Raw genomic sequence first — 22,608 nt, 5'->3', positions numbered from 1 at the left:
GAGACCCCATGTCGACCACCGGACACCGTCCGCCCCAGGGGCCCGAGCGGGCCACCCCCGAGCCCGCGGAACTCACCGAGCAGCAGCGCATCGCCCAGCTCGCCCGCGCCACCGCCGGCGGCGGCAGCGCCCTGGCCCAGCCCGCGCCGGAACCGACCTTCCGCGAGGGCGTCCAGGCCTACCTCGCCCGGCTGCGCGGCGGGGACATCGGCTCGCTGCCCGCGATCGCCGGGCTGGTCGTCCTCTTCGTGCTGTTCTCCCTGCTGCGCCCGGACACCTTCCCCACCGCGGGCAACATCGCCAACCTCCTCGTCCAGGCCTCCTCGATCATCGTGCTCGCGATGGGCCTGACCTTCGTGCTGCTGCTCGGCGACATCGACCTGTCCGCCGGCGTCGCCGGCGGCGCCTCCGCGGCCGTGATGGCCCTCGTGCTGCGCGAGAGCGGCGTGAACTGGGTCGTCGGGCTGCTGGCCGCCCTGCTCACCGGCCTCGTGCTGGGCACCCTGATCGGCCTGCTGGTCGCGCGGGTCGGCATCCCGTCCTTCGTCGTGACCCTCGCCTTCTTCCTGGGCGTGCAGGGCATCACCCTGCGCCTCATCGGCGAGGGCGGCACCATCGCCGTGCGCGACGACGTCATCGTCGCCATCGCGAACTCCAACGTCCCGGTGTGGCTGGGCTGGGTCCTCACCGCCCTCGCCGCCGCCGGCTACGCCGCCGTCAGCCTCGGTCGGTGGGCCGGTCAACGACGCCGCGGGCTCTCGCGCGACAATCTCGGCGTGGTGATCGCCCGGCTGGTCGTGGTCGTGGCCGTGCTGTTCCTGGTCACCGCCGTCCTGAGCCAGAACCGGGCGCGGGTCGCCAGCATCCAGCTCGCCGGGATCCCGTACTCGGTGCCGCTCATCGCGGTGCTGCTGGTCGTGCTGACCCTGGTGCTCAGCCGCACCCGCTACGGCCGCCACGTCTACGCCGTCGGCGGCAACCCCGAGGCGGCCCGCCGGGCCGGCATCTCGGTGCGCGGGATCCGGATGTCGGTGTTCATGATCGGCTCCACCCTGGCCGCGCTGGCCGGCGTCATCGACGCCTCCCGGCTCAACTCGGTGGCCCCCGGCTCCGGCGGGGCGAACACCCTGCTGCTCGGCGTCGGCGCCGCCGTCATCGGCGGCACGAGCCTCTTCGGCGGCAAGGGCCGGGTGTCCAACGCCGTCATCGGCGGGCTCGTCATCGCCGCCATCGCCAACGGCCTCGGCCTGCTCGGGCAGGCGCAGTACGTCAACTACCTCGTCACGGGCGCGGTCCTGCTGCTCGCCGCGACCGTCGACGCCGTCTCGCGCCGCCGTCGCGCCTCCTCGGCGGTCTGAGCGGGTCGTGGACGGGCCGGCGGCGGGGGGAGCGCGGGGACGCAGCACCGAGGACGTCCGCCGGCACAACCTCCGCGCGCTGCTGGGCCTGGTCCACACCCGCGGCGGCGCCACCCGCGCCGAGGTCACCCGCGAGCTGGGGCTCAACCGCTCCACCACCGGGACCCTCGTCGGCGCCCTCGTCGAGGCGGGGCTGCTGGTGGAGCAGGCCCCCGTGGACCAGGCCCCGGGCCGGGTCGGGCGCCCCTCGCTGGAGGTCCGCCCCCGCGACGGCGGGGCGGAGGTGCTCGCCGGCTACGTCGACGTGCACGCCGTCCAGGTCGTGCGGGTGGGGCTGGGCGGGGTCGTGCGGGGCCGGCGCACCGTCGCCACCCCGGCCCCGCCGAGCCCCGAACGCGCCGCGGAGGTGCTGGCCGGGGCGGCCGCGGCCCTGCTCGCCGAGTCCCCGCCGGGGCTGCTGGCCGGGGTCGGGGTCGCCGTGCCCGGCCTGGTCCGCGCCGGGGACGGGGTCATCGCCCACGCCCCCAACCTGGACTGGCGCGACGTGCCCCTCGCGGCGCTGGTCACCACCGCCCTCGAGGACGCCACCGGTCACCGGCTGCGCGTCGACGTCGCCAACGACGCCGACCTCGGGCTCCTCGCCGAGCACCGCCGCGGCGCGGCCGCGGGCCTCACCGACGTCGTGTACCTCTGCGGGACCCACGGCCTCGGCGGCGGCGTCCTCACCGGCGGGCACCCGCTGACCGGCCACCGCGGCTACGCGGGGGAGGTCGGCCACGTCAGCGTCGACCCCGACGGCCGGGCCTGCCGCTGCGGCAGCCGCGGCTGCTGGGAGAGCGAGACCCTCGCCGCCGCCTGGGCCGAGCCCTTCGGCCTCGACGGCGACGCCCCGGACCTCGCCGACCTCGTCCTGGCCCGCCTCGCCGCCGGCGGCGTCGTCTCCCGCCGCACCCGCGACAAGCTGTCGCGCGCCTTCGCCCGGGGCCTGGCCAACATCGTCCACCTCTTCGACCCCCAGGCCGTCGTCCTGGGCGAGGGCCTGTGGCACCGGCTGTGGCCGGAGGTCCGCGAGGACGTCATGCCCTGGGTCGACCGCCTCGTCATGCCGGCCATGCGCGCGGGCGTCAGCGTCCGCACGTCGGCGCTGGGGGAGGGCTCCACCGTCCTCGGCGCGGCCGAGCTGGCCCTCACCCCCCTGCTGGAGGACCCGCTGGGCCCGCTCGCGGTGGACCGCGAACGGGCCCCGGCCGTCCTCCGGGCCTGACCCTCAGCCCTGCGGGGTGCTCCCCGGACCCTCCCCGGACCCGCCGTCGAGCAGGTCGCGCAGGGCGGCGTCCATCGCGTCCTCCTCCTGCACCGGCGCCCCGGCGCTCCCCAGCCGGCGCTCGACGAACGCCGTCGCGTCGTCGAGGTCCCCGGCGGTGGGCAGCAGGTCCGGGTGGTCCCACACCGCGTCGCGGGCGCTGCGGCCCCCGCGGGCCAGCAGCAGCTCCCACAGCGCCGTGGCCTCGCGGGCCCGGCGCGGGCGCAGCTCCAGGCCCACCAGCACCGCGAAGGCGTGCTCGGCCGGCCCGCCCGTCGCGCGCCGGCGCCGCATCGTCTCGCGCAGCGCCGCCGCGTGCGGCAGGACCGGGCGGGCGGCCTCGTCGGTGACGTGGTCCACCCACCCCTCGACGAGGGCCAGCGCCGTCTCCAGCCGGGCCAGCGCGGCCTGCTGGTCGGGGGTGCTCTCGGGTTCGAAGATGCCCGAGGACAGGGCCTCCTGCAGCGACTCCGGGTTCGCGGGGTCGATCTGGCTCGCGGCCTCGGCGATGCGCTCGCCGTCGACGCTGATCCCGCGGGCGAAGGACTCCACCGACCCCAGCAGGTGGCTGCGCAGCCACGGCACGTGGGTGAACAGCCGCTGGTGGGCGGCCTCGCGCAGGGCCAGGTAGCGGCGGACCTCGTCGATGGGGACCTCGAGGCCGTCGGCGAAGGCCCGGACGTTCTCGGGCACCAGCGCGGCCTTGCCGTCCGGCGCCAGCGGCAGCCCGACGTCGGTGGTGGAGAGGACCTCACCGGCGAGCTGGCCGATGGCCTGCCCCACCTGCATGCCGAACACCCCGCCCCCGACCTGGCGCAGCATCGCCCCGGCCGAGCCGAGCACCGCGGCCAGCTCCGGGGGGGCCTGCGCGGCCATCGCGTCGCCCATGGCCGCGGCCACGTTCGTCGCCACCGGCTCCACGAGCTGGCGCCAGACCGGCATGGTCCGCTCGACCCACTCCGCGCGGCTCCAGGCCTCCAGGGTCGTCGCGGCGGCCGCGAGGTCGGTCGTGCCGTCCAGCCAGAGGTCGGCCACGCGCAGCGCGTCCTCGACCTCGCGCCGGTCGACCGCGTTCGGCGTGGGGTCGCCGTCCTTGGCGGCGGCCTGGCGGGCCAGGTCGTGGGCGACGTCCCAGTTCACCGGGGCGTCGGAGGGGGTGGAGAGGAACTTCTGCAGCTGCCCCAGCACCTGGCCCATGACCGCCGGGTCGAACCCGGCCTCGCCGAAGCCGGGGATGCCCTGCGGCACCCCGCCGGGGAAGCCGGGGAACTGGCCCCCCGGGAAGCCGGGGAACTGCCCGCCGGGGAACTGCCCGCCGAAGAGGGGACCGAGCAGGTCCTCCAGCGGGTTGCCGCTGCCCTGCCCGGGCGCGGGGTCCTGCCGACCCGGCGTGCCCGAGGGCCGGAAGCCCGGCTGCCCGCGCTGCTCGTCGGGGGTCTTCTCCACGCCCTCGCCGCGCGGGGTCTGCTCGGGGCCGTCCTCGCCCTCGGGACGTTCCCGTCCGTCGTCGTCTCGCTGGTCCACCGTGTCCTCCGCATCGTCGACCGGCCCGTGTCCTGCGACGCGGCCCGGCTGGGTCCTTCGCAGGTCGCCCCCCATGATGACGCCCCGCACCCGACCCGACGACCGGCGGGCGGTGCGCGTTCCGCCTCCGGGCCCGGCTTCACCCTGGGCGAACGTAGGCTGCGGCGGGTGTCGAGCGCGTCCTCCGCCGAGCCCCGTCCGCCGTCGCCCGGGAGCCGGCCCACCTCGCTGAGCCCGCGGGGCGCGCTGCTGGTGGTCTCCTCCTTCGCCGCCGTCCTCGGCGCGGCGCTGCTGGGCGTGGTGCACGTCCCCTACGTCGCGCTCAGCCCGGGGCCGGTGACCGACGTCATCGCGGGCTCCGGGGAGGGGGAGGACGGCGAGGGCCTGATCACCGTCGCCGGGGCCCCCACCTACCCCACGCGGGGCCGGCTGGACCTCACGACGGTGTCCCTGCGCGGGGGCCCCGGCCTGGAGATGACGCTGGGCGAGCTGCTCACCGGCTGGCTGGACCCCGCGGTCAACGTCGTGCCCCGGGCGCTGTACTTCCCCGAGCGGCAGTCCCAGCAGGAGGCCGACGCCCGCAGCGCGGCCGAGATGACGGGCTCGCAGACCAACGCCAAGGTCGCCGCGCTCACCGAGCTGGGCATCGACGTCCCGGCCACCACGACGACCCGGGTGGAGTCCGTCGCCGCCGACGTCCCGGCCGCGGCGGCGCTGCGCCCCGGCGACGTCCTGACCGCCGTCGGCGGCGTCCCCGTCGCGGACTTCGCGGCGCTGCAGGCCGCCGTCCAGGCCCTGCCCGGCGGGGAGGAGGTCACCCTCGGCCTGACCCGCGGCGGGGAGGCCCGTACCGTCACCACCCGGACCGTGGCCGCCGAGGGCCGGACCCTGCTGGGGATCACCCCCCACGTCGACTACGAGTTCCCGTTCTCCATCGACATCGCCATCGACGACGTCGGCGGGCCCAGCGCGGGGACGATGTTCGCCCTCGGGATCGTCGACGAGCTGACCCCGGGGGCGATGACCGGCGGCGAGCACGTCGCGGGGACGGGCTCGATCACCGCCGACGGCACCGTGCAGCAGATCGGCGGCCTGCGGCAGAAGGTGCTGGGGGCCCGGGCGGACGGGGCGGAGTGGTTCCTCGCCCCCCGCGCGGAGTGCGCCCAGGTCGCGGGGGCGACCCCGGAGGGCATCGCGGTGCTGCCGGTCTCGACGCTGCACGAGGCCCGCGAGGCCGTCGAGGCGATCGGCGCGGGGGAGGGCGGCACCCTGCCCACCTGCGACGACGTCGCGCGCTAGGCGCCTCGACGGCGGACGGGCCCCGCGGGGCCCGTCCGCGCCCGGCGGGCTCAGTCGGAGAAGGTCGCCTGCAGCGCGCTGACGAGCCCGGGCACCAGGTCCGCCCCGGTGCGCACCTCGCCGTCGGAGTCCTTCGAGCGCGAGCGCACGGCGCACTCGTGGCGGCCGTCGCGCAGCACCCCGACGGCGATCCGGACGTCCTCGGCCAGCGGGTGGGCGGCCAGCGCCCGGGCGCGGGCCGCCTCGTCGCCCGCGGGCGTGGCCGCGCGCACCTCGGCCTCGGCGTCCGGGGGCACGAGGATCCGCTCCACGACCAGGGCGGCGCCGTCGACCCCCCGGGGCCAGGCCAGCTGGGCGAGCAGGTCGTCGAGGTCGGAGACCTCGGGGACGCCCTCCTGCTCGACGGAGGTGAGGTGGTCGGGGTCCGCGCGCGCCTCCTCGACGACGTTGGCGGGCAGCCGCCACTCGAGGTCGGGGTCGCGGGCCAGGGCGTCGGCGGTGCGGACGAGGGCGAACAGCCGCAGGGGGGCGCCCCAGCCGTCGGCGGCGACGTGGCGCTCGATCTCGGCGACGGTCCGCCACAGGCCGGAGGGGCCCGGGACGGAGGACGGGGAGGTCTGCGCGTCGGAACTCACGGCTCGCATGGTGGCACGGAGGACCCGCTGACAACGAAGTGGTCACGATGCGTCCGACGGGGACGACGAGGGGCACCCGGACGGGGGCTTGTAAGTTGCCTGGTCGTGAGCTTCTCCCCACGCGGTCCCTCGCGGCCGGTGCTCCGGCGACGTCGCCGCGGCGCAGCCCTGCCCACCGTCGTCATCCTGGTCGCGGTCGTGATCGCGGTGGTCGTCGGCGCCCGGATCACCGCCGACGTGTGGTGGTTCGACCAGCTGGGCTTCCTGCCGACCTTCACCACCAAGCTGTGGCTGCAGGTCCTGCTCTTCACCCTGGGGGCCCTGCTGCTGGCCGCCGCGGTCGCGGTCTCGCTGACCCTCGGCTACCGCGCCCGGCCGATCTACGCGCCGGTCTCCGACGAGCAGGCCGGTCTGGACCGCTACCGCGAGTCGCTGGAGCCGCTGCGCCGGCTCGTCGTGGTCGTGCTGTCGGCCGCGGCCGGGCTCTTCGGCGGGTCGGTGGCGATGAGCCGCTGGGAGACGCTGCTGCTGTGGTGGAACCGCGTCGACTTCGGGACGCGCGACGAGCAGTTCAGGATGGACCAGGGCTTCTACGTCTTCACCCTGCCGTGGCTGGCGTTCCTGGTCAGCTTCCTCACCGCGGCCGTCGTCCTCGCGGGCATCGCCGGGCTCGCCGCGCACTACCTCTACGGGGGGCTGCGGCTGTCCGGGGCCGGTCCGCGCACGACGCGCGCGGCCCGCGTCCACCTGGCCTCGCTGGCGGCGGCGTTCCTGCTGCTGCGCGCGGCGGGGTACTGGCTGGACCGCTACGAGCTGATGACCACCAGCTCCGGCTACGTCCGCGGCGTGGTGGGACCCACCTACACCGACGTGCACGCGGTGCTGCCGTCGAAGGCGATCCTGGCCCTCATCGCCGTGGTGGTGGCCCTGCTCTTCGTGGCCGCGGCCGTGGGGACGTCCTGGCGGCTGCCGGCCATCGGGACGGGCCTGCTCGTGGTCAGCGCGATCGCCATCGGCGGGATCTACCCCTGGGCCGTGCAGCGCTTCCAGGTCACCCCCAACCGGCAGAGCCTGGAGTCGGAGTACGTCGGCAAGAACATCGACGCGACCCGGGACGCCTACGACCTCTCCGACGTGGAGGTGTCGACCTACGCGGCCGACACCACCGCCTCCCAGGGGCAGCTGTCCGAGGACGCCCAGACCATCCCCAGCGTCCGCCTGCTCGACCCCTCCGTCGTCTCCCAGGCCTTCCAGCAGACCCAGGGCCAGCGGGGGTACTACAAGTTCGGCGAGACCCTCGACGTGGACCGCTACGCCACGCCCGACGGGGGCACCCAGGACGCCGTCGTGGCCGCCCGCGAGCTGAACCTCGCCGGTCTGGCCGACAACCAGCGCACCTGGGTGAACGAGCACACCATCTACACCCACGGCTACGGGGTCGTCGTGGCGCAGGGCAACGACCGCGCCCCCGACGGCAGCCCCAGCTACGTCGAGGCCAACGTCCCCACCAGCGGGGACCTGGACCTGGAGCAGCCCCGCATCTACTTCGGCGAGGGCACGACGACCTACTCGATCGTGGGCGGGCGCGACAACGAGATCGACTACCCCGACGGCTCCGCGGGCGGGTTCGCCACCACCGAGTACGACGGCTCCGGCGGGGTCGCGGTGGGCAGCCTGCTGCAGAAGCTCGTGTACGGGCTGAAGTTCGGCGACCAGAACATCCTGCTGTCCGGCTCGGTGACGCCGGAGTCGCGGATCCTCTACGACCGCACCCCGCGGGAGCGGGTCGAGAAGGTCGCGCCGTGGCTGACGATGGACGGGGACGCCTACCCCTCGATCGTCGACGGCCGCGTCGTGTGGATCCTCGACGGCTACACCACCTCGAACTCCTACCCGTACTCGGCCGCGACCGAGCTCGGCGACGCCACGACCGACGCGCTGACCCAGACCCAGGGCAGCAGCGTCCAGGCGCTGCAGGACCGCACCGTGAACTACGTCCGCAACTCGGTCAAGGCCACCGTCGACGCCTACACCGGGAAGGTGGACCTGTACGCCTGGGACGACACCGACCCGGTGCTGAAGGCGTGGATGAAGGCCTTCCCGGGGGCGGTGGAACCGCTGTCGGCGATCGACGGCTCGCTCATGCAGCACCTGCGCTACCCGCAGGACATGTTCAAGGTGCAGCGCGAGGTCCTCACCCGTTACCACGTCACCGACCCGGCGTCCTTCCTCACCGGGCAGGACTTCTGGGACGTGCCGGGCGACCCGACGGTCGACGCGGCCGCGGGGACGGTCCGTCCCTCCCAGCCGCCGTACTACCTGACGCTGCGGATGCCCGAGCAGGACACCCCGACGTACAGCCTGACGACGACCTACGTGCCGGCCTCGAACGCGAACGCCTCCGGCACCCAGGTCCTGCGGGGCTTCGCCGCCGTGGACTCCGACGCGGGCTCGACGAAGGGGACGAAGAGCGAGGGCTACGGCACGATCCGCCTCCTGGAGCTGCCGCAGTCGACGACGGTCAACGGCCCGGTGCAGATCCAGAACAACATCCGCTCCGACACCGCCGTCGCCGACCAGGTCCGCCTGCTGAGCGTGGGCGACAACTCCCGGGTCATCTACGGCAACCTGCTGACCCTGCCCGTCGGGGGCGGGCTGCTCTACGTCGAACCCATCTACGCGCAGAGCACCGGCGACAACTCCTTCCCGCGGCTGAGCCGGGTGGTCGCGGTCTTCGGCGACAACATCGCCATCGCCAACACCCTCGACGAGGCGCTCGACGAGGTGTTCGGGGGGAACTCCGGGGCCGGCGCCGGCGACGAGGGCGCTCCGCCGCCCACCGCGGGGACCCCCGCCCCGACCGACGGCGCGACGGGCGGACCGGCGCCGGACCCGGCCACGGGTGACGCGCAGGTGCAGCTGCAGCAGGCGCTGGACAACGCGAAGCGGGCCATCCAGGACTCCTCCGCGGCCCTGGCCGAGGGGGACTTCACGAAGTACGGCGAGGCCCAGCAGCGGTTGCGGGCCGCGGTGGACGCCGCCAGCGCGGCGGAGGCCCGGCTGGAGCGGAGCGGGACGAGCGGGCCCACGTCCAGCTCCAGCCCGTCGGCCTCGTCCGCGCCGCCCGTCCCGGGGGAGACGCCGGCCGCGACGCCCACGCCCTGACCCGCCCCGAGCCCGCGCACCGGCGCCGCGTCCCGCGGCGCCGGTGCCGCCCGCGGGGGCGATTTGGTCTCGCGTCCATCCTGGCGTAACGTTGGTTCCACGACGCGGGGTGGAGCAGCTCGGTAGCTCGCTGGGCTCATAACCCAGAGGTCGCAGGTTCAAATCCTGTCCCCGCTACCAGTAGGACGAAGGCCCGGACCGTGAGGTCCGGGCCTTCGTCGTTCCCGGCCACCACAGCCCGTCCCCACCGCGGTCCGCTTGCCGTGCAGGCGATTTGCTCTCCCCGGGGGATCCACGTACTGTTGGTCTCACGACGCGGGGTGGAGCAGCTCGGTAGCTCGCTGGGCTCATAACCCAGAGGTCGCAGGTTCAAATCCTGTCCCCGCTACCAGTAGGACGAAGGCCCGGACCACGAGGTCCGGGCCTTCGTCGTTCCCGGGACCCAAAGCCCGTGCGTCCCGGCCGCGATCCGTGGTCAGCTGGTCCCGTGATCCTGACCGTGACCGCGCAGCGCCCGGCGCCCGACGTCCCCGCCGGGGACCTCGGGTTCCTCCTGCACAAGCACCCCGACCGCGTCCAGACCGCGGAGCAGGGGGCGGTGACGACGCACGTGCTCTACCCGGAGAGCTCCCCGGAGCGGACCACGGTCGCGCTGGTGCTGGAGGTCGACCCCGTGGGGCTGGTCCGCACCGCCCGGGGGGAGACCCAGAGCGTCCTGGGCCAGTACGTCAACGACCGCCCCTACGCCGCCTCCAGCCTCCTCGCCGTCGCCATCGGGCGGGCGTTCTCCACCGCCCTGGCCGGCCGCTGCACGGCGCGCCCGGAGCTGGTCGACCTCCGCTGGCCGCTGCAGGTGCGCCTGCCCGCCGTCCCCGCCCGCTCCGGGGGCCCGGACCTGGTGCGCCGGCTCTTCGAGCCCCTCGGCTGGGACGTGAGCGCGCGGGAGCTGCCGCTGGACGAGACGGTGCCGGGGTGGGGCGCCTCCCGCTACGTCGACCTGGTGCTGGAGGGCTCGGCGCGCGTGGCCGACCTGCTCGCGCAGCTCTACGTCCTGCTGCCCGTCCTCGACGACGCCCAGCACTACTGGGTGGGCGAGCGGGAGGTCGACAAGCTGGTCCGGCGCGGCGGGGAGTGGCTCGCCACCCACCCCGAGCGCGACCTCGTCACCGCCCGCTACCTCAAGCACCGCCGCGACCTCGTGCTCGACGCCCTCGACCGCCTCGCGGACGTCGACGAGGGGGGCGCCGGACCGGCGACGACCCCGGCCGGAGACGGCGAGGAGCAGCGCGTCCCGCTGCGCGAGCACCGCCGGGCCGCGGTCCTCGCCGTCCTGCGCGAGTCCGGGGCCGCCCGGGTCGCGGACCTGGGGTGCGGGCAGGGGCAGTTGCTCGCCGCCCTGGCCGCCGACGCGCGGTTCACCTCGATCGTCGGCACCGACGTGTCGGTGCGGGCCCTGCAGCAGGCCTCCCGCCGGCTGCGCCTGGACCGGGCGCCCGACCCCGGGCGGGTGCAGCTGTTCCAGTCCTCCCTCACCTACCGCGACGAGCGGCTGAAGGGCCTGGACGCCGCCGTCCTGTCCGAGGTCGTCGAGCACGTCGACCCGCCGCGCCTGCCCGCCCTGGAACGCGTCGTGTTCGGCGACGCCGCCCCCGCGACGGTCGTGGTGACGACCCCGAACCGGGAGTACGACGTGCACTACGCCCAGCTGTTCGAGAACGGTTTCCGGCACGCCGACCACCGCTTCGAGTGGACCCGCGCGGAGTTCGCGCGGTGGGCCGACGGCGTCTGCGCCCGGTTCGGCTACTCCGTCCGCCTCCTCGGCGTCGGCGACGCCGACCCGCAGGTGGGCCCCCCGACCCAGCTCGCCGTGTTCAGCCGGGCGGTGGCGGCGTGACCCGCGAGCTCACCGTCCCCGCCTCCAGCCTCGTCGTCCTCGTCGGCACCACCGGGTCGGGCAAGTCCACCTTCGCGCGCGCGAACTTCCGGCGCACCGAGGTGATCTCCAGCGACTGGTGCCGCGGGATCGTCTCCGACGACGAGAACGACCAGTCCGCGACGAAGGACGCCTTCGAGGTCCTGGAGTTCATCGTCGGCAAGCGCCTGGCCGCGAACCGGCTCACCGTCGTCGACGCCACCAACGTGCAGCAGTCGGCGCGGAGGTCGCTGGTGGCGCTGGCCCGCGCCCACGACGTCCTGCCCGTCGCGATCGTCCTCGACCTGCCCGAGGCCCTCTGCGCGGAGCGCAACCGCGCCCGCCCCGACCGCGACTTCGGCCCGCACGTCCTGCGCCGGCAGCGGGCCGAGCTCAAGCGCAGCCTCAAGGGGCTCGCACGCGAGGGGTTCCGCACCGTCCACGTCCTGCGCGACCCCGCCGAGGTCGACGACGTCACCGTCACCCGCACCCGCCTGCACACCGACCGCCGCGACGAGACCGGCCCCTTCGACGTCGTCGGCGACGTCCACGGCTGCCGGGAGGAGCTCGTGGACCTGCTGGGGCGGCTGGGCTACGACCTCGTCCTGGACGCCGAGGGCCGGGCCGTCGACGCCGTCGCGCCCGCCGGGCGGCGCGCGGTGTTCGTCGGCGACCTCGTCGACCGCGGCCCCGACACCCCCGGGGTGCTGCGGCTGGTCATGGGGATGGTGGCGAGCGGGACCGCGCTGTGCGTGCCGGGCAACCACGAGGACAAGCTGCTGCGGGCGCTGCGCGGGCGCGACGTCCAGGTGACCCACGGCCTCGCCGAGTCCCTGGAGCAGCTCGCGCGCGAACCCGAGGAGTTCCGCGCGCAGGTCGTGGCCTTCCTGGACTCGCTGGTCTCCCACTACGTCCTGGACGGCGGGAACCTCGCCGTCGCCCACGCCGGGGTCCTGGAGCGCTACCAGGGCCGCGCCTCGGGACGGGTCCGCGACTTCTGCCTCTACGGGCAGACCACCGGGGAGACCGACGAGTTCGGGCTGCCGGTGCGCTACCCGTGGGCGGAGGACTACCGCGGCCGGGCGACCGTCGTCTACGGGCACACCCCCGTGCCCGCACCGGAGTGGGTCAACGGCACCCTCTGCGTCGACACCGGCTGCGTGTTCGGCGGGCACCTCACCGCGTTGCGCTACCCCGAGCGGGAACTCGTCTCCGTCCCGGCCCGGGCCGTGCACCACGAACCGGCGCGCCCCTTCCCCGTCGCCGGGACGGGGGCGGTGATGGTGGCCGAGCCCGAGGCCGCCACCCGGCGCGACCCCGACGTCCTCGACGTCACCGACGTCCTCGGCCGGCGCGTGGTGGAGACCGCCGACCACGGCCGGATCAGCGTGCGCGAGGAGAACGCCGCCGCCGCGCTGGAGGTCGTGTCCCGCTTCGCGATCGACCCCCGGTGGCTGCTGCACCTGCCCCCCACGACGGCGCCGGTGGCCACCTCGGCCCGCGAGGGCTTCCTCGAGCACCCCGACGAGGCGTTCGCCGCGTTCGCGGCCGAGGGCGTGCGGGCGGTGGTGTGCGAGGAGAAGCACATGGGCTCGCGCGCCCTGGCCCTGGTGTGCCGCGACGAGCGCGTCGCGGCGCAGCGCTTCGGCGCCCCCGGCGGGGCGCGGGGAGCGGTCTGGACCCGCACCGGGCGCAGCTTCTTCGACCCCGCCACCACCGCCGTCCTCGTCGACGAGCTGCGCGCGGCGCTCGAGGGCGCCGGCGTCTTCGACGAGCTCGGCAGCGGCTGGGTCCTGCTGGACGGCGAGCTGCTGCCCTGGAGCGCGAAGGCGGGACCGCTGCTGCGCGAGCAGTACGCCTCCGTCGGGGCCGCCGGGCGCTCCGCGCTGCCCTTCGCCACGGGCGTCCTGGAGCAGGCCGCCGGCCGCGGGCTCGACGTCGGCGGGCTGCTGTCCCGCACCGCCGCCCGGGCCGGCGACGTGGCCGCCTTCACCGACGCCTACCGCCGCTACTGCTGGCCCACCGACGGCCTGGACGGGGTCCAGCTGGCGCCGTTCGCGGTGCTCGCCGCCGAGGGGGCGAGCTTCGCCGACCGCCCCCACGACTGGCACCTGGACCTGGCCGACCGGCTCGTGGGCACCGCCCGCGCCGCCGGCTCCGACCGGCTCCGCCCGACCCGCCGGCTCGTCGTCGACACCGCCGACGCGACCTCCACCGCGGCCGGGGTCGCCTGGTGGGAGGAGCTCACCGGCGCCGGCGGGGAGGGGATGGTCGTCAAGCCCCTCGCCAACCGGGTCCGCACCCGGCGCGGGCTGGTCCAGCCGGCGCTGAAGGTGCGGGGGCGGGAGTACCTGCGGATCGTCTACGGCCCCTCCTACACCGAGCCGGCCAACCTGGAGCGGCTCCGGCAGCGCACCCTGGGGCGCAAGCGGTCGCTCGCCCTGCGCGAGTACGCCCTGGGCCTGGAGGGGCTGGAACGGGTCGCGCGCGCCGAACCGCTGCACCGGGTGCACGAGTGCGTCTTCGCCGTCCTGGCCCTGGAGTCCGAACCGGTCGACCCCCGCCTCTGACCCCACCCCCTACCGGGGTCCCACGCGGGAACGGCTCCGGCGGGGGACGACACCCCGGACCCGGCGGCGGTTGACTGCCCGGTGAGGGGCGGGTCGGGCGAGGGGAACCGGGTGGACGTGGTGGACGTGGGAGCGGGGACGGGCGGGCCCTACGCGGTGCTGGCCCCGGCGATGGCCCTGGAGGGACCGGTGGCGACGTTCGCCGGAGGGGCCCTCGTCGGGGCCGGGCACGCCGCGCTGGTCCTGGTGTGGCTGCTGGCCTTCGGCACGGACCTGGTGCTCGACAGCGCCCTCTACCTGCTGGGCCGGGCCGGGCGCCGGGCCGAGCGCCACCCCCGGGCCGCGCGGCTCACCGCTCGGCTGGGGCTCACCGCGCGACGGCGCGCGACGTGGTGCCGCCGGGTCTCCGACCGCCTCGGGTCGGTCGTGGCCGGGGCCAAGCTCGTCGACGTGGGCGCGGTGCCCGCCTTCCTCGCCGCCGGCTACGCCGGGGTGGGCTACCGGCGCTTCCTGGGCTGGACGGCGCTGCTGACCGCGCTGCGGGTCAGCGTGCTCGTCGGGCTCGGCGTGCTCACCGGGCAGCGCCTCGCGAGCCGGGTCGAGGAGGTCCTGGACCGGCCCGGGCTGGCGGTGCTCGGCGGGCTCGCGCTCGCCGCGGTCCTGCTGGGCGCGAAGGCCCTCGCGGGGGCGGCCCTGCGTGCGGTCCGTCCGGGGGGTGGGCTCCGTGCGGCGTCGTCCCCGGTCTGAGACCGCCCCCCGTCCGCCCCGGCCGCCGCGTCCGCGCCGGCTCCTGCGTCGGCGCCCGCGCCGGCTCCCGCGCCCGGTGCTGCCGTCGTCGGTGCGGGCGCGGCTGCGGCCGCTGGCCACCCCGCGCGCGGTCGTGGTGCTGCTGGCCCTGACCCTGTACGCCGTGGGCGCCCCGGTCACCGCCGGCGTGCACGGGGTGCCCGCCGGGGTGGCGACGGGCGCGGTGCTCCTGCAGTGCGCCGGGCTCGTCCTCGCCCTCGTCCGGGCTCGGCTCGCCGTGGCCAGCGCGCTGGCCGGGGTCCTGCTCGTCGCCCTCGCCGCCGACCCGCAGGCCGGCCCCTGGCCGTGGACCGTGCCCGCCCTGCTGACCTACGGCTGCCTGCTCACCGTCCTCGGCGTCCGCCGGCAGTGGCGGCTGGGGCTGGCGGCGTGGGCGCTCAGCCTCGCCCTGACCACCGCCCTGGTCGCCGTCGCCGACCTCCTCACCGTCGACTCCTGGGCGGTGACGTGGGTCGACGACGCCTGGACCGACCTCGTCGTCTACGGCTCGAACTCGGCGCTGCTGCTCGGCGCGGGCAGCGTCGTCGGCGCCCGCCGCCGGGTGCGGGAGGAACTGGCCCGCTCCCGGCGCGACACCGAGGCCGAGCAGGCCCGCCGGGTTGTCCTGGAGGAGCGCAACCGGATCGCCCGCGACCTGCACGACGTCGTCGCCCACAGCATGTCCGTCATCGGCGTGCAGGCCACCACCGCCCGCTACCGCATCCCCGACCTCCCGCCCGCGGCGCAGGCGGAGTTCGACGACATCGCCGCGCAGGCGCGGACCGCGCTCGCGGAGATGCGCACGCTGCTGGGCGTCCTGCGCAGCCGGGGCGACGGCGGGGACCTCGTCCCGCGGGCCGGGCTGGACGGGCTGGGGGAGCTCGCCGAGGGGGCCCGGCGCGCCGGGTCCACCGTCCGCCTGCACGTCGACCCCGCGCTGGGCGAGAACGCGCTGCCCCCGTCGGCGGGGATCGTCGTGCACCGCATCGTCCAGGAGGGGCTGGCGAACGTCGTCCGGCACGCCACGGGGGCGGACGTGGAGGTCGTTGTCCGGCGCGCGGACCCGGGGATCGTCGTGGAGGTCCGCAACGGCCCCGCGCCGGAGGGTCCCGCCCCGGCCGCCGACGCCGGCGGGCACGGGCTGGTGGGGGTCCGGGAACGGGCCGCGCTGCTCGGGGGCTCCGTCTCCGCCGCCCCCACCGCGGACGGCGGGTTCCTCCTGCGCGCCGCCCTGCCGTGGGAGCCTGGGGCGTGAGCTCCGCACCAGCCGTCCGGGCCGTGGTCGTCGACGACCAGGCGATGATCCGGGCCGGGTTCTCGGCGCTGCTGGACGCCCAGCCCGGCGTCGAGGTCGTCGGGCAGGCCGCCGACGGGGAGGAGGCCGTCGAGGTCGTCACCGCGACCACCCCCGACGTCGTGCTCATGGACGTCCGGATGCCCGTCCTCGACGGGCTGGAGGCGACCCGGCGGATCCTCGCCGCCGGGCTCGACCCGGCCCCGCGGGTGCTGGTGCTGACGACCTTCGACGTCGACGACTACGTGTTCTCCGCCCTGCAGGCCGGGGCCAGCGGGTTCCTGCTCAAGGACGCGACCCCGGAGGTCCTGGTCGACTCCGTCCGCGCCGTCGCCCGGGGCGACTCGCTGCTCGCCCCGGGGATCACCCGGCGCCTCATCGAGCACTTCGTCTCGACCCGCCGGCGCGCGGTGGACGTCCCCGCCGCCCTGGCCGACCTCACCCCGCGCGAGCGCGAGGTCCTGGTCTGCATCGCCCGCGGGCTGTCCAACCAGGAGATCGCCGCGGAGCTGTTCATCGCCGAGCAGACGACCAAGACGCACGTCAGCCGCGTCCTCACCAAGCTGGGGCTGCGCGACCGCGTCCAGGCCGTCGTGCTCGGCTACGAGATCGGGCTGGTCAGCCCCGGCCGGTGAGCAGGGGCTCCACCAGCGAGCGCAGCACCCGGGGCCCGTCCTGGGTGAGGACCGACTCGGGGTGGAACTGGATGCCCGCGAAACCCCGCCCCCGCACCGCCACGACCTCGTCGGCCGGTCCGGTCGCGACCTCGACGCCGTCCGCGCCGAGGCGGGCGATCGCGGCCCCGTCGACGCGGGCGGTGAAGGAGTTGTAGAACCCCACCCGCGCGGTGGTGCCGAACAGGTCCACGTCGAGCTGGGTGCCCTGGTGGGGGGAGTCCTTGCGTCGCAACGGCAGACCCAGCGTTCCCGACAGCAGCTGGTGGCCCAGGCAGACCCCCAGCAGCGGGTTGCCGCCCGAGCGCGCGGCGTCGGACAGGCGCGCGGCGAGGTCCTGCAGACGGGCGATGCGGGGGTCCGAGGCGTCCTCGGGGTCGCCGGGGCCGGGGCCCAGCAGCACCAGCCCCTCGTGCGCGGCCAGCGCGGCGTCCAGGGCGGGGTCGTCGTGGCGCAGGACCCGGGCCCGCAGCCCCGCGGAGGCCAGCAGGTGCACGAGCATCGCGGTGAAGGTGTCCTCGGCGTCGACCACCAGCGCCCGCCCCAGGGGCGAACCCGCCGGCTGGGCCTGCGGTTCGAGCCAGAACGGGGCCAGCCGGTCGCGCCGGGAGGCCAGCAGGGTGGCGACCCGGGGGTCGGCCAGCAGCGGCACGCGCCGCACCGGGGCGCCGTCGGCGCCGGTGCGGGCCGGCAGCGGGGGCAGCGCCCCCAGCGCGCGCAGGACCCCGGCGGACTTCGCGTGGGTCTCGGCGACCTCGCCCTCGGGGGTGGACCCGCGCACCAGGGTCGCGCCCACCGACACCCGGACCCGCGCGGTGGGGCCGTCGGCGCGCACGTCGGCGGTGCGGATGAGGATGGGGGAGTCCAGCGTCTGGGCGCCGTCGGCGTCGGTGCCCAGCAGGGCCAGCGCCCCGGCGTAGTACCCGCGCCCGGACGGCTCGAAGCGCTTGATGACCCGGCACGCGCTCTGCAGCGGGCTGCCCGTCACGGTGGCGGCGAACATGGTCTGGCGCAGCACCTCCCGGGCGTCCAGGGTGGTCTGCCCGCGCAGCTCGAACTCGGTGTGGGCGAGGTTGGCCATCTCGCGCAGGTACGGCCCGTGGACGACCCCGCCGAGGTCGCCGACCGAGCACATCATCTTCAGCTCCTCGTCGACCACCATGAAGAGCTCCTCGACCTCCTTGGGGTCGGTGAGGAACTCGACGAGGCCGTCGGGGTCGGGGCCGGTGGCGGGGTAGCGGTACGTGCCCGAGATGGGGTTCATGACGACCTCGCCGCGGGCCATCCGCACGTGCACCTCGGGGCTGGCCCCCACGAGCGTGCGGGACGTGCTGCGACCGGCTCCGGCGTCCCCCGGCACGTGGACGACGAAGGTCCAGTACGCGCCCTGCTCGGCGACGAGGAGGCGGCGGAACAGGCTCAGCGCCGTCGTCGCGGAGAACCCGTCGATCACCCCGTCGACGTCGCGGCGCACGACGAAGTTCGCGCCCGAGCCCTGGGCGATCTCCTCGTCGACGATGCGCCGCACCACCGCGGCGTAGTCGTCGTCGGAGAGGTCGGGGGCGACGTCGCGCAGGGCGACCTCGGCGTCGGGCAGGGCGCGCAGCGCGTCCTCGAGGGAGAGGTCGCGGGCGGAGTCGATGCGCAGCACCTGCAGCGGGGTGCCGTCGTCGTGGACCTCGAACCCGCGTTCGCGCAGCTGCCGGAAGGGGACCAGGGCCAGCGCGTCGCGGGCGGTGCGCTCGCGCAGCGGGACGTCGGCGAGGTGCTCCACGACCTCGACGGGACCGCGCAGCACCTCGACCGGGCCAGGGACCCCGGTGCGCGGGTCGAGGCGGCGCAGCAGCGCGAAGGGACCGGCGCCGGGGGCCAGCAGCTCGGCGACGAGCTCGTCCGCGGTGGTCTCGGGGTCCGCGGGGGTCTGCGGGGGTGTCATCGGGTTCTCCTCGGAGGGGCTGGGGGAGCCGCCCGGCGAGGGGGCGTCCACGGGGTCGGCCTCCTCGACGAGGCGGCCACCGGGACGAACGAGCGTCAGGCGACCGCCGACACCCACCACCACGCACCGCGGCGCGGCGCGGGCGCGCCGGCGGCGGAGGCTCCCCGGAGGGGGGCGGTGGTGGTCACGGGGACACCTTAGACCGCGCCGGCCGGGCGCGGGCAAGGGCGCGGGCAGGGGCGCGGCCCCGGCCCGGAGGCAATACGGTGCGCGGGTGACCACCGCACCGCAGACAGCGCAGTCCGGCAGCCCGGCCGACGGGTCCGGCCCGGAGCAGCCCACGATCTTCGTGATGTACGGCGCCACCGGCGACCTCTCCCGCCGGCTGGTCTCCCCGGCCTTCTTCGAGCTCGCCCGCCTGGGCCGGCTGCCCCGGCAGTGGCGCCTGATCGGGTGCGGGCGGGGGGAGAAGACCCACGAGGAGTTCCGCGACTTCATCCGCGAGGCGCTGGAGGAGTTCGGCCCGCAGCCCGCCGACGGCCCCTGGGACGAGTTCGCCGCGAACCTGCTGTTCGCCGGGGGCGGGTTCACCGAGGCCGACTCGGGCGAGCTGCCCGGGGTCCTGGCGCAGGCCCGCGAGGCGCTGGGGGGCGAGGCGGAGCTGGTGCACTACCTGGCCATCCCGCCGGGGGCCTTCCTGGACACCACGAAGGGCTTCGAGGCGCACGGTCTCGTCGAGGGTTCCCGCGTCGTCTACGAGAAGCCCTACGGCACCTCGCTGGCGAGCTTCGAGGAGCTCGACGCCGAGGTCCAGCGGGTGTTCGACGAGTCCCAGGTCTTCCGCATCGACCACTTCCTGGCCTTCGAGGCGCAGCAGGACGTCATGCACGCCCGGTTCGCCAACCCGTGGCTGGCCTCGATCTGGAACCGCGAGCACGTCGCGCAGGTCCAGGTCGACGTCGCCGAGACCCTCGACGTCGCCCAGCGCGCAAGCTTCTACGACGCGACCGGCGCGTTCCTGGACATGATCGTGACCCACCTGTTCCAGATGGCCGCCACGGTCGCCATGGAACCCCCCGCCGACCTCGGCCCCGGGGCCCTGCAGGCCGCGCGCGACGCCGCGCTGCAGGACTTCCGCGAGCTGGACCCGGCCGAGGTGGTGCTGGGGCAGTTCGAGGGCTACACCGACATCGACGGCGTCCCCGACGACTCCACGACCGACACCCTCGCCGCGGCGCGGGTGTGGATCGACAACGACCGCTGGCGCGGGGTGCCGTTCCTGCTGCGCTCGGGCAAGAGGATGACCGCCGACGAGCAGCGGGTCACCCTCGTCCTGAGGACCCCCGAGGACGGTCCCTACGCCGGGTCCGCGACGGCGCCCTCGACCATCAGCTTCTCGCTGCTCGAGGGCGGCGCGGTCGACGTGGCGCTGACCGTGCGCGAGCCGGGCGTGGCCGGGGGCACGACGCAGGGGACGGCGACGCTGCCGCTGGCCGGGCTGGGCGAACCCGCCCTGCCCTACGTCCACCTCATCGAGCACGTCCTCACCGGCGACCGGTCGCTGTTCACCGGGGTCGAGGGCCTGCGCGCGGCGTGGACCTGCATCGAGCGGTTCTCGAACGACCGCCCCGCGGTGCTGCCCTACGCGCCGGGCACCTGGGGCCCGGAAGCCGCCGACGCGCTCGCGGAACCGGGGCAGTGGTTCCTGAGGTCGTGATCCGTCGCGCGCTGGACGAGGACGCGGGGGAACTGCTCACCGTCCAGCGCGCGGCCTTCGTCGCCGAGGCCCAGCGCTACGGCGACCCGTTCCTGCCCCCGCTGCGCGAGGACCTCGACGCGGTGCGGGCGGCGATCGCGGACCAGGTCGTGCTGGTCGCGCTGCGCGGCAGTCGGGTCGTGGGGTCGGTGCGGGTGCGGGTGGAGGGGGCGACCGGCCACGTGGGCCGGCTCGCCGTCGCCCCCGACCAGCAGCGGCGGGGACTGGGGACGGAACTGCTGCGGGCGGCGGAGGACGCTGCGCCGCAGTCGGTCTCGGAGTTCCGGCTGTTCACCGGGGGCGGGTCGGCGGAGAACGTCGCCCGCTACGAGCGGGCCGGGTACACCCGCACGGCGGAGAGCGCCGACGACCGCGGCGTCCCCCTCGTGCACCTGGCCAAGACCCTCCGGCGCCGAGCGCCGGCCCACCGGCCGTGAACGCGCGGAGGGTCCCGGCGGGGCCGGGGGAGGCGGTCAGGCGGCCAGGGTGAGGGTGGCGCGGCGGAGCAGGACCAGCGGCCGCACCAGCAGCCGCCCGGGGAGGCCGAAGCGCCCGGAGTGCAGGGCGCGGGCCACCGCCAGCGGCGGGCAGCAGCGGGAGAGCACGATCCCGGCGAGGACCGCGGAGACCGCGGAGCAGACGACCACCGAGACCTGCCCGGTCGCGCAGCCGTAGACCGTCCACAGCGCGGCCGAGACCTGGGTGAGGACGAACCCGGCCGGCGCCAGGCCGTGCAGGGGTTCGCGGCGCAGGACGGTGCGGACCTGCGGGAGCATCCGCACCAGCGACACGGCGGTGGCGACCGCCCCGACCGCCGCGGCCCCGCCGGCCACGTGGGCGCCGACGACGACCGGCACCCAGGCCAGCGTCGCGGCCAGCGCCGGGGTCAGCGCCACCCCCAGCCGCCGCGCGGCCAGCACCACGGTGACGACCGCGCAGCCCAGGCCGGGCACGTTGGCGACCAGCTGCGCGGGGTCCAGGAGCAGCGTGCCGTAGGTGAGCCACGTCGCCGAGGACAGCACGCCCAGGATCGCCGAGGAGTACGACAGCCCGCTGGCGTCGGGGTTCCTCAGCAGGCGCAGGACCTGCGGGACACCGGTGAGGATGCCGATGGCGGCGGCCACGAGGCCGAGGGCGGGGACGAGGGCGGGAGCAGGCACGTGCCTGTGTGTCGTCGCCCGCCCCGCCCCTCCTTGAGCACCCGGTCCCGGAACGGCACTGAGACCTGGGTCACACCCCGTGCGGGGACCGCCGCCCGTCGTGCTGCTGCGGCAGGTGCACCGGCGGCGGGGTCGCGACCCTGAGCCTCGGCAGCGCGTCGGGGTGCTCCCGGCGCAGGAACCCGACGAGCTCCTCGCGCACCGCGCAGCGCAGGTCGAACAGTTCCCCGCCGGAGTCCGCGCTGACCAGCACCCGCAGGGTGACGAACGAGTTCCTCGCCTCGGTCACCTGCAGGACGTACGTCTGGCCGTTCCACAACGGGTGGTCCTTCACGAAAGCTTCTGCGTGCGAACGCAACCGCTCCACCGGGACGTTCCAGTCGACGTCGAGCTCGACGGCACCCACGATGTCGGAGGAGTTCCGCGTCCAGTTCGCGAACGGGGTCGTCGTGAAGTACGTCGAGGGCAGGATGAGCCGGCGCTGGTCCCACAACCGGACCACGACGTAGGTGAGGGTGATGTCCTCGATGTTCCCCCATTCCTCCTCGACGACGACGACGTCGTCGACGCGGATGGCGTCGGTGAACGCGATCTGCAACCCCGCGAAGATGTTGGCCAGCGACGTCTGCGCGGCGAGGCCGGCCACCACCGACAGCAGCCCCGCCGAGGCCAGCACGCTCGTCCCGACCCCGCGCGCGCCGGGGATCGTCAGCAGCACGGAGGCCACGGCGACCACCACGATCAGCGCCACCACCACGCGCCGCACCAGGGTGACCTGGGTCCGGCGCTGGCGGGCGCGGCGGTTGTCGGCGACGTCGATGCGGTAGCGCAGCAGGGCCACGTCCTGCACGACGTTCACGGCGACGACGGCCAGCCAGGCGGCGAAGGCGACCGTCAGCAGGTTGAGGACGGAGAACGTCGGGTCCCGCCAGTCGGCCGCCCGGGTGTAGACGCCGAGGGAGGTCCGGGCCGCCAGCGTCGCGAGGAAACCCGCCAGCGGACGGCGACCGCGCTGGGCCAGCGTCGCGAGGATCTCGCGCTTGCGGCCCAGCCGGCGCACGCCGAGGGCGACGGCCTCACCGAGCAGGGCGGCCAGCGCGGCCGAGACCGCGGCGACGGCCAGGGTGAGCCAGACGGAGGTGCTGATGTTCACGGGGGAGCGGCTCCTCAGGGGATCGAGAACGGACATCGACGTCCCGGGACCCGGCCACCGTAGGTGACGCCGCAGGGGCTGGT

The 22,608-nt window shown here is 75.8% G+C and carries 16 protein-coding genes and 2 tRNA genes; 13 read left to right on the top strand and 5 right to left on the bottom strand.

Annotated features, from left to right (window positions below):
* Positions 1-8: 8 nt before the first annotated feature.
* Together KRAD_RS05170 and KRAD_RS05165 are read left to right on the top strand one after the other, a co-directional pair.
* The gene (locus tag KRAD_RS05170) at positions 9-1,358 is read left to right on the top strand and encodes a sugar ABC transporter permease (RefSeq protein WP_012084469.1); all 1,350 of its coding nucleotides are present in this window, start codon (positions 9-11) and stop codon (positions 1,356-1,358) included.
* A gap of 7 nt (positions 1,359-1,365) precedes the next feature.
* Positions 1,366-2,622, top strand: a complete 1,257-nt coding sequence (locus KRAD_RS05165) for an ROK family transcriptional regulator (protein ID WP_012084468.1) — start codon at positions 1,366-1,368, stop codon at positions 2,620-2,622.
* A 3-nt stretch (positions 2,623-2,625) separates the two neighbouring features.
* Here the strand turns inward: KRAD_RS05165 and KRAD_RS05160 are convergent, their stop codons facing one another.
* Entirely contained in the window at positions 2,626-4,185 is a 1,560-nt protein-coding gene (locus KRAD_RS05160) for a zinc-dependent metalloprotease (protein WP_238985708.1), read from the bottom strand.
* 168 nt (positions 4,186-4,353) lie between these two features.
* On the opposite strand from KRAD_RS05160, the gene KRAD_RS05155 reads away from it, so the two are divergent.
* The gene (locus tag KRAD_RS05155) at positions 4,354-5,484 is read left to right on the top strand and encodes a YlbL family protein (protein WP_012084466.1); all 1,131 of its coding nucleotides are present in this window, start codon (positions 4,354-4,356) and stop codon (positions 5,482-5,484) included.
* Positions 5,485-5,534: 50 nt separating this feature from the next.
* Here KRAD_RS05155 and KRAD_RS05150 read toward each other — a convergent pair whose 3' ends face one another.
* Complete coding sequence (locus KRAD_RS05150) at positions 5,535-6,128, bottom strand: PPA1309 family protein (protein ID WP_041291914.1); 594 nt, start codon at positions 6,126-6,128, stop codon at positions 5,535-5,537.
* Positions 6,129-6,224: 96 nt separating this feature from the next.
* On the opposite strand from KRAD_RS05150, the gene KRAD_RS05145 reads away from it, so the two are divergent.
* The 8 genes from KRAD_RS05145 (at position 6,225) to KRAD_RS05110 (ending at position 16,481) form a co-directional block, all read left to right on the top strand.
* Positions 6,225-9,284, top strand: a complete 3,060-nt coding sequence (locus KRAD_RS05145) for a UPF0182 family membrane protein (protein WP_012084464.1) — start codon at positions 6,225-6,227, stop codon at positions 9,282-9,284.
* A gap of 103 nt (positions 9,285-9,387) precedes the next feature.
* Positions 9,388-9,464 (top strand) — tRNA-Met (locus KRAD_RS05140).
* A 134-nt stretch (positions 9,465-9,598) separates the two neighbouring features.
* Positions 9,599-9,675, top strand: a tRNA-Met gene (locus tag KRAD_RS05135).
* A 96-nt stretch (positions 9,676-9,771) separates the two neighbouring features.
* Complete coding sequence (locus tag KRAD_RS05130; RefSeq protein WP_041291913.1) at positions 9,772-11,178, top strand: 3' terminal RNA ribose 2'-O-methyltransferase Hen1; 1,407 nt, start codon at positions 9,772-9,774, stop codon at positions 11,176-11,178.
* On the top strand, positions 11,175-13,766 hold the full coding sequence (locus KRAD_RS05125) for a polynucleotide kinase-phosphatase (protein WP_012084462.1): 2,592 nt from the start codon (positions 11,175-11,177) through the stop codon (positions 13,764-13,766). Before KRAD_RS05130 ends, KRAD_RS05125 begins: the two co-directional genes overlap by 4 nt.
* 111 nt (positions 13,767-13,877) lie before the next feature.
* A complete protein-coding gene (locus tag KRAD_RS05120) occupies positions 13,878-14,513 on the top strand; it encodes a DedA family protein (protein ID WP_012084461.1) in 636 nt (211 codons plus the stop codon).
* Positions 14,514-14,589: 76 nt separating this feature from the next.
* Positions 14,590-15,807 carry a sensor histidine kinase gene (locus KRAD_RS05115; RefSeq protein ID WP_041291912.1) on the top strand — a complete coding sequence of 406 codons (1,218 nt, stop codon included), beginning with the start codon at positions 14,590-14,592 and terminating at the stop codon, positions 15,805-15,807.
* The gene (locus KRAD_RS05110) at positions 15,804-16,481 is read left to right on the top strand and encodes a response regulator (protein WP_012084459.1); all 678 of its coding nucleotides are present in this window, start codon (positions 15,804-15,806) and stop codon (positions 16,479-16,481) included. The genes KRAD_RS05115 and KRAD_RS05110 overlap by 4 nt, the downstream gene beginning before the upstream one ends.
* On the opposite strand, the gene KRAD_RS05105 is transcribed toward KRAD_RS05110, so the two are convergent.
* Complete coding sequence (locus KRAD_RS05105) at positions 16,465-18,456, bottom strand: anthranilate synthase family protein (protein WP_049821417.1); 1,992 nt, start codon at positions 18,454-18,456, stop codon at positions 16,465-16,467. The two genes, KRAD_RS05110 and KRAD_RS05105, sit on opposite strands and share 17 nt — an antisense overlap.
* Before the next feature lie 274 nt (positions 18,457-18,730).
* Between KRAD_RS05105 and KRAD_RS05100 the strand changes: the two genes are divergently transcribed.
* Entirely contained in the window at positions 18,731-20,173 is a 1,443-nt protein-coding gene (locus KRAD_RS05100) for a glucose-6-phosphate dehydrogenase (protein WP_012084457.1), read from the top strand.
* Positions 20,155-20,649 (top strand): GNAT family N-acetyltransferase, encoded by a 495-nt coding sequence (locus KRAD_RS05095; RefSeq protein WP_012084456.1) that lies wholly within the window; start codon positions 20,155-20,157, stop codon positions 20,647-20,649. The genes KRAD_RS05100 and KRAD_RS05095 overlap by 19 nt, the downstream gene beginning before the upstream one ends.
* A 36-nt stretch (positions 20,650-20,685) precedes the next feature.
* On the opposite strand, the gene KRAD_RS05090 is transcribed toward KRAD_RS05095, so the two are convergent.
* Positions 20,686-21,372 (bottom strand): SemiSWEET family transporter, encoded by a 687-nt coding sequence (locus KRAD_RS05090; RefSeq protein ID WP_012084455.1) that lies wholly within the window; start codon positions 21,370-21,372, stop codon positions 20,686-20,688.
* A gap of 70 nt (positions 21,373-21,442) precedes the next feature.
* Positions 21,443-22,525: a mechanosensitive ion channel family protein gene (locus tag KRAD_RS05085; RefSeq protein ID WP_157873483.1), complete on the bottom strand. Its 1,083-nt coding sequence runs from the start codon at positions 22,523-22,525 to the stop codon at positions 21,443-21,445.
* Positions 22,526-22,608 lie beyond the last annotated feature (83 nt).

This window comes from Kineococcus radiotolerans SRS30216 = ATCC BAA-149, from assembly GCF_000017305.1.
In the GTDB taxonomy this organism is placed as follows: domain Bacteria; phylum Actinomycetota; class Actinomycetes; order Actinomycetales; family Kineococcaceae; genus Kineococcus; species Kineococcus radiotolerans.
This window is presented reverse-complemented; position numbering and strand designations above follow the sequence as displayed.

What these genes read in the sequence shown, in the direction of transcription:
- KRAD_RS05170 (WP_012084469.1), top strand. Translation starts at nt 9, where the DNA reads ATGTCGACCACCGGACACCGTCCGCCCCAGGGGCCCGAGCGGGCCACC.
- KRAD_RS05150 (WP_041291914.1), bottom strand. Translation starts at nt 6,128, where the DNA reads ATGCGAGCCGTGAGTTCCGACGCGCAGACCTCCCCGTCCTCCGTCCCG.
- KRAD_RS05105 (WP_049821417.1), bottom strand. Translation starts at nt 18,456, where the DNA reads ATGACACCCCCGCAGACCCCCGCGGACCCCGAGACCACCGCGGACGAG.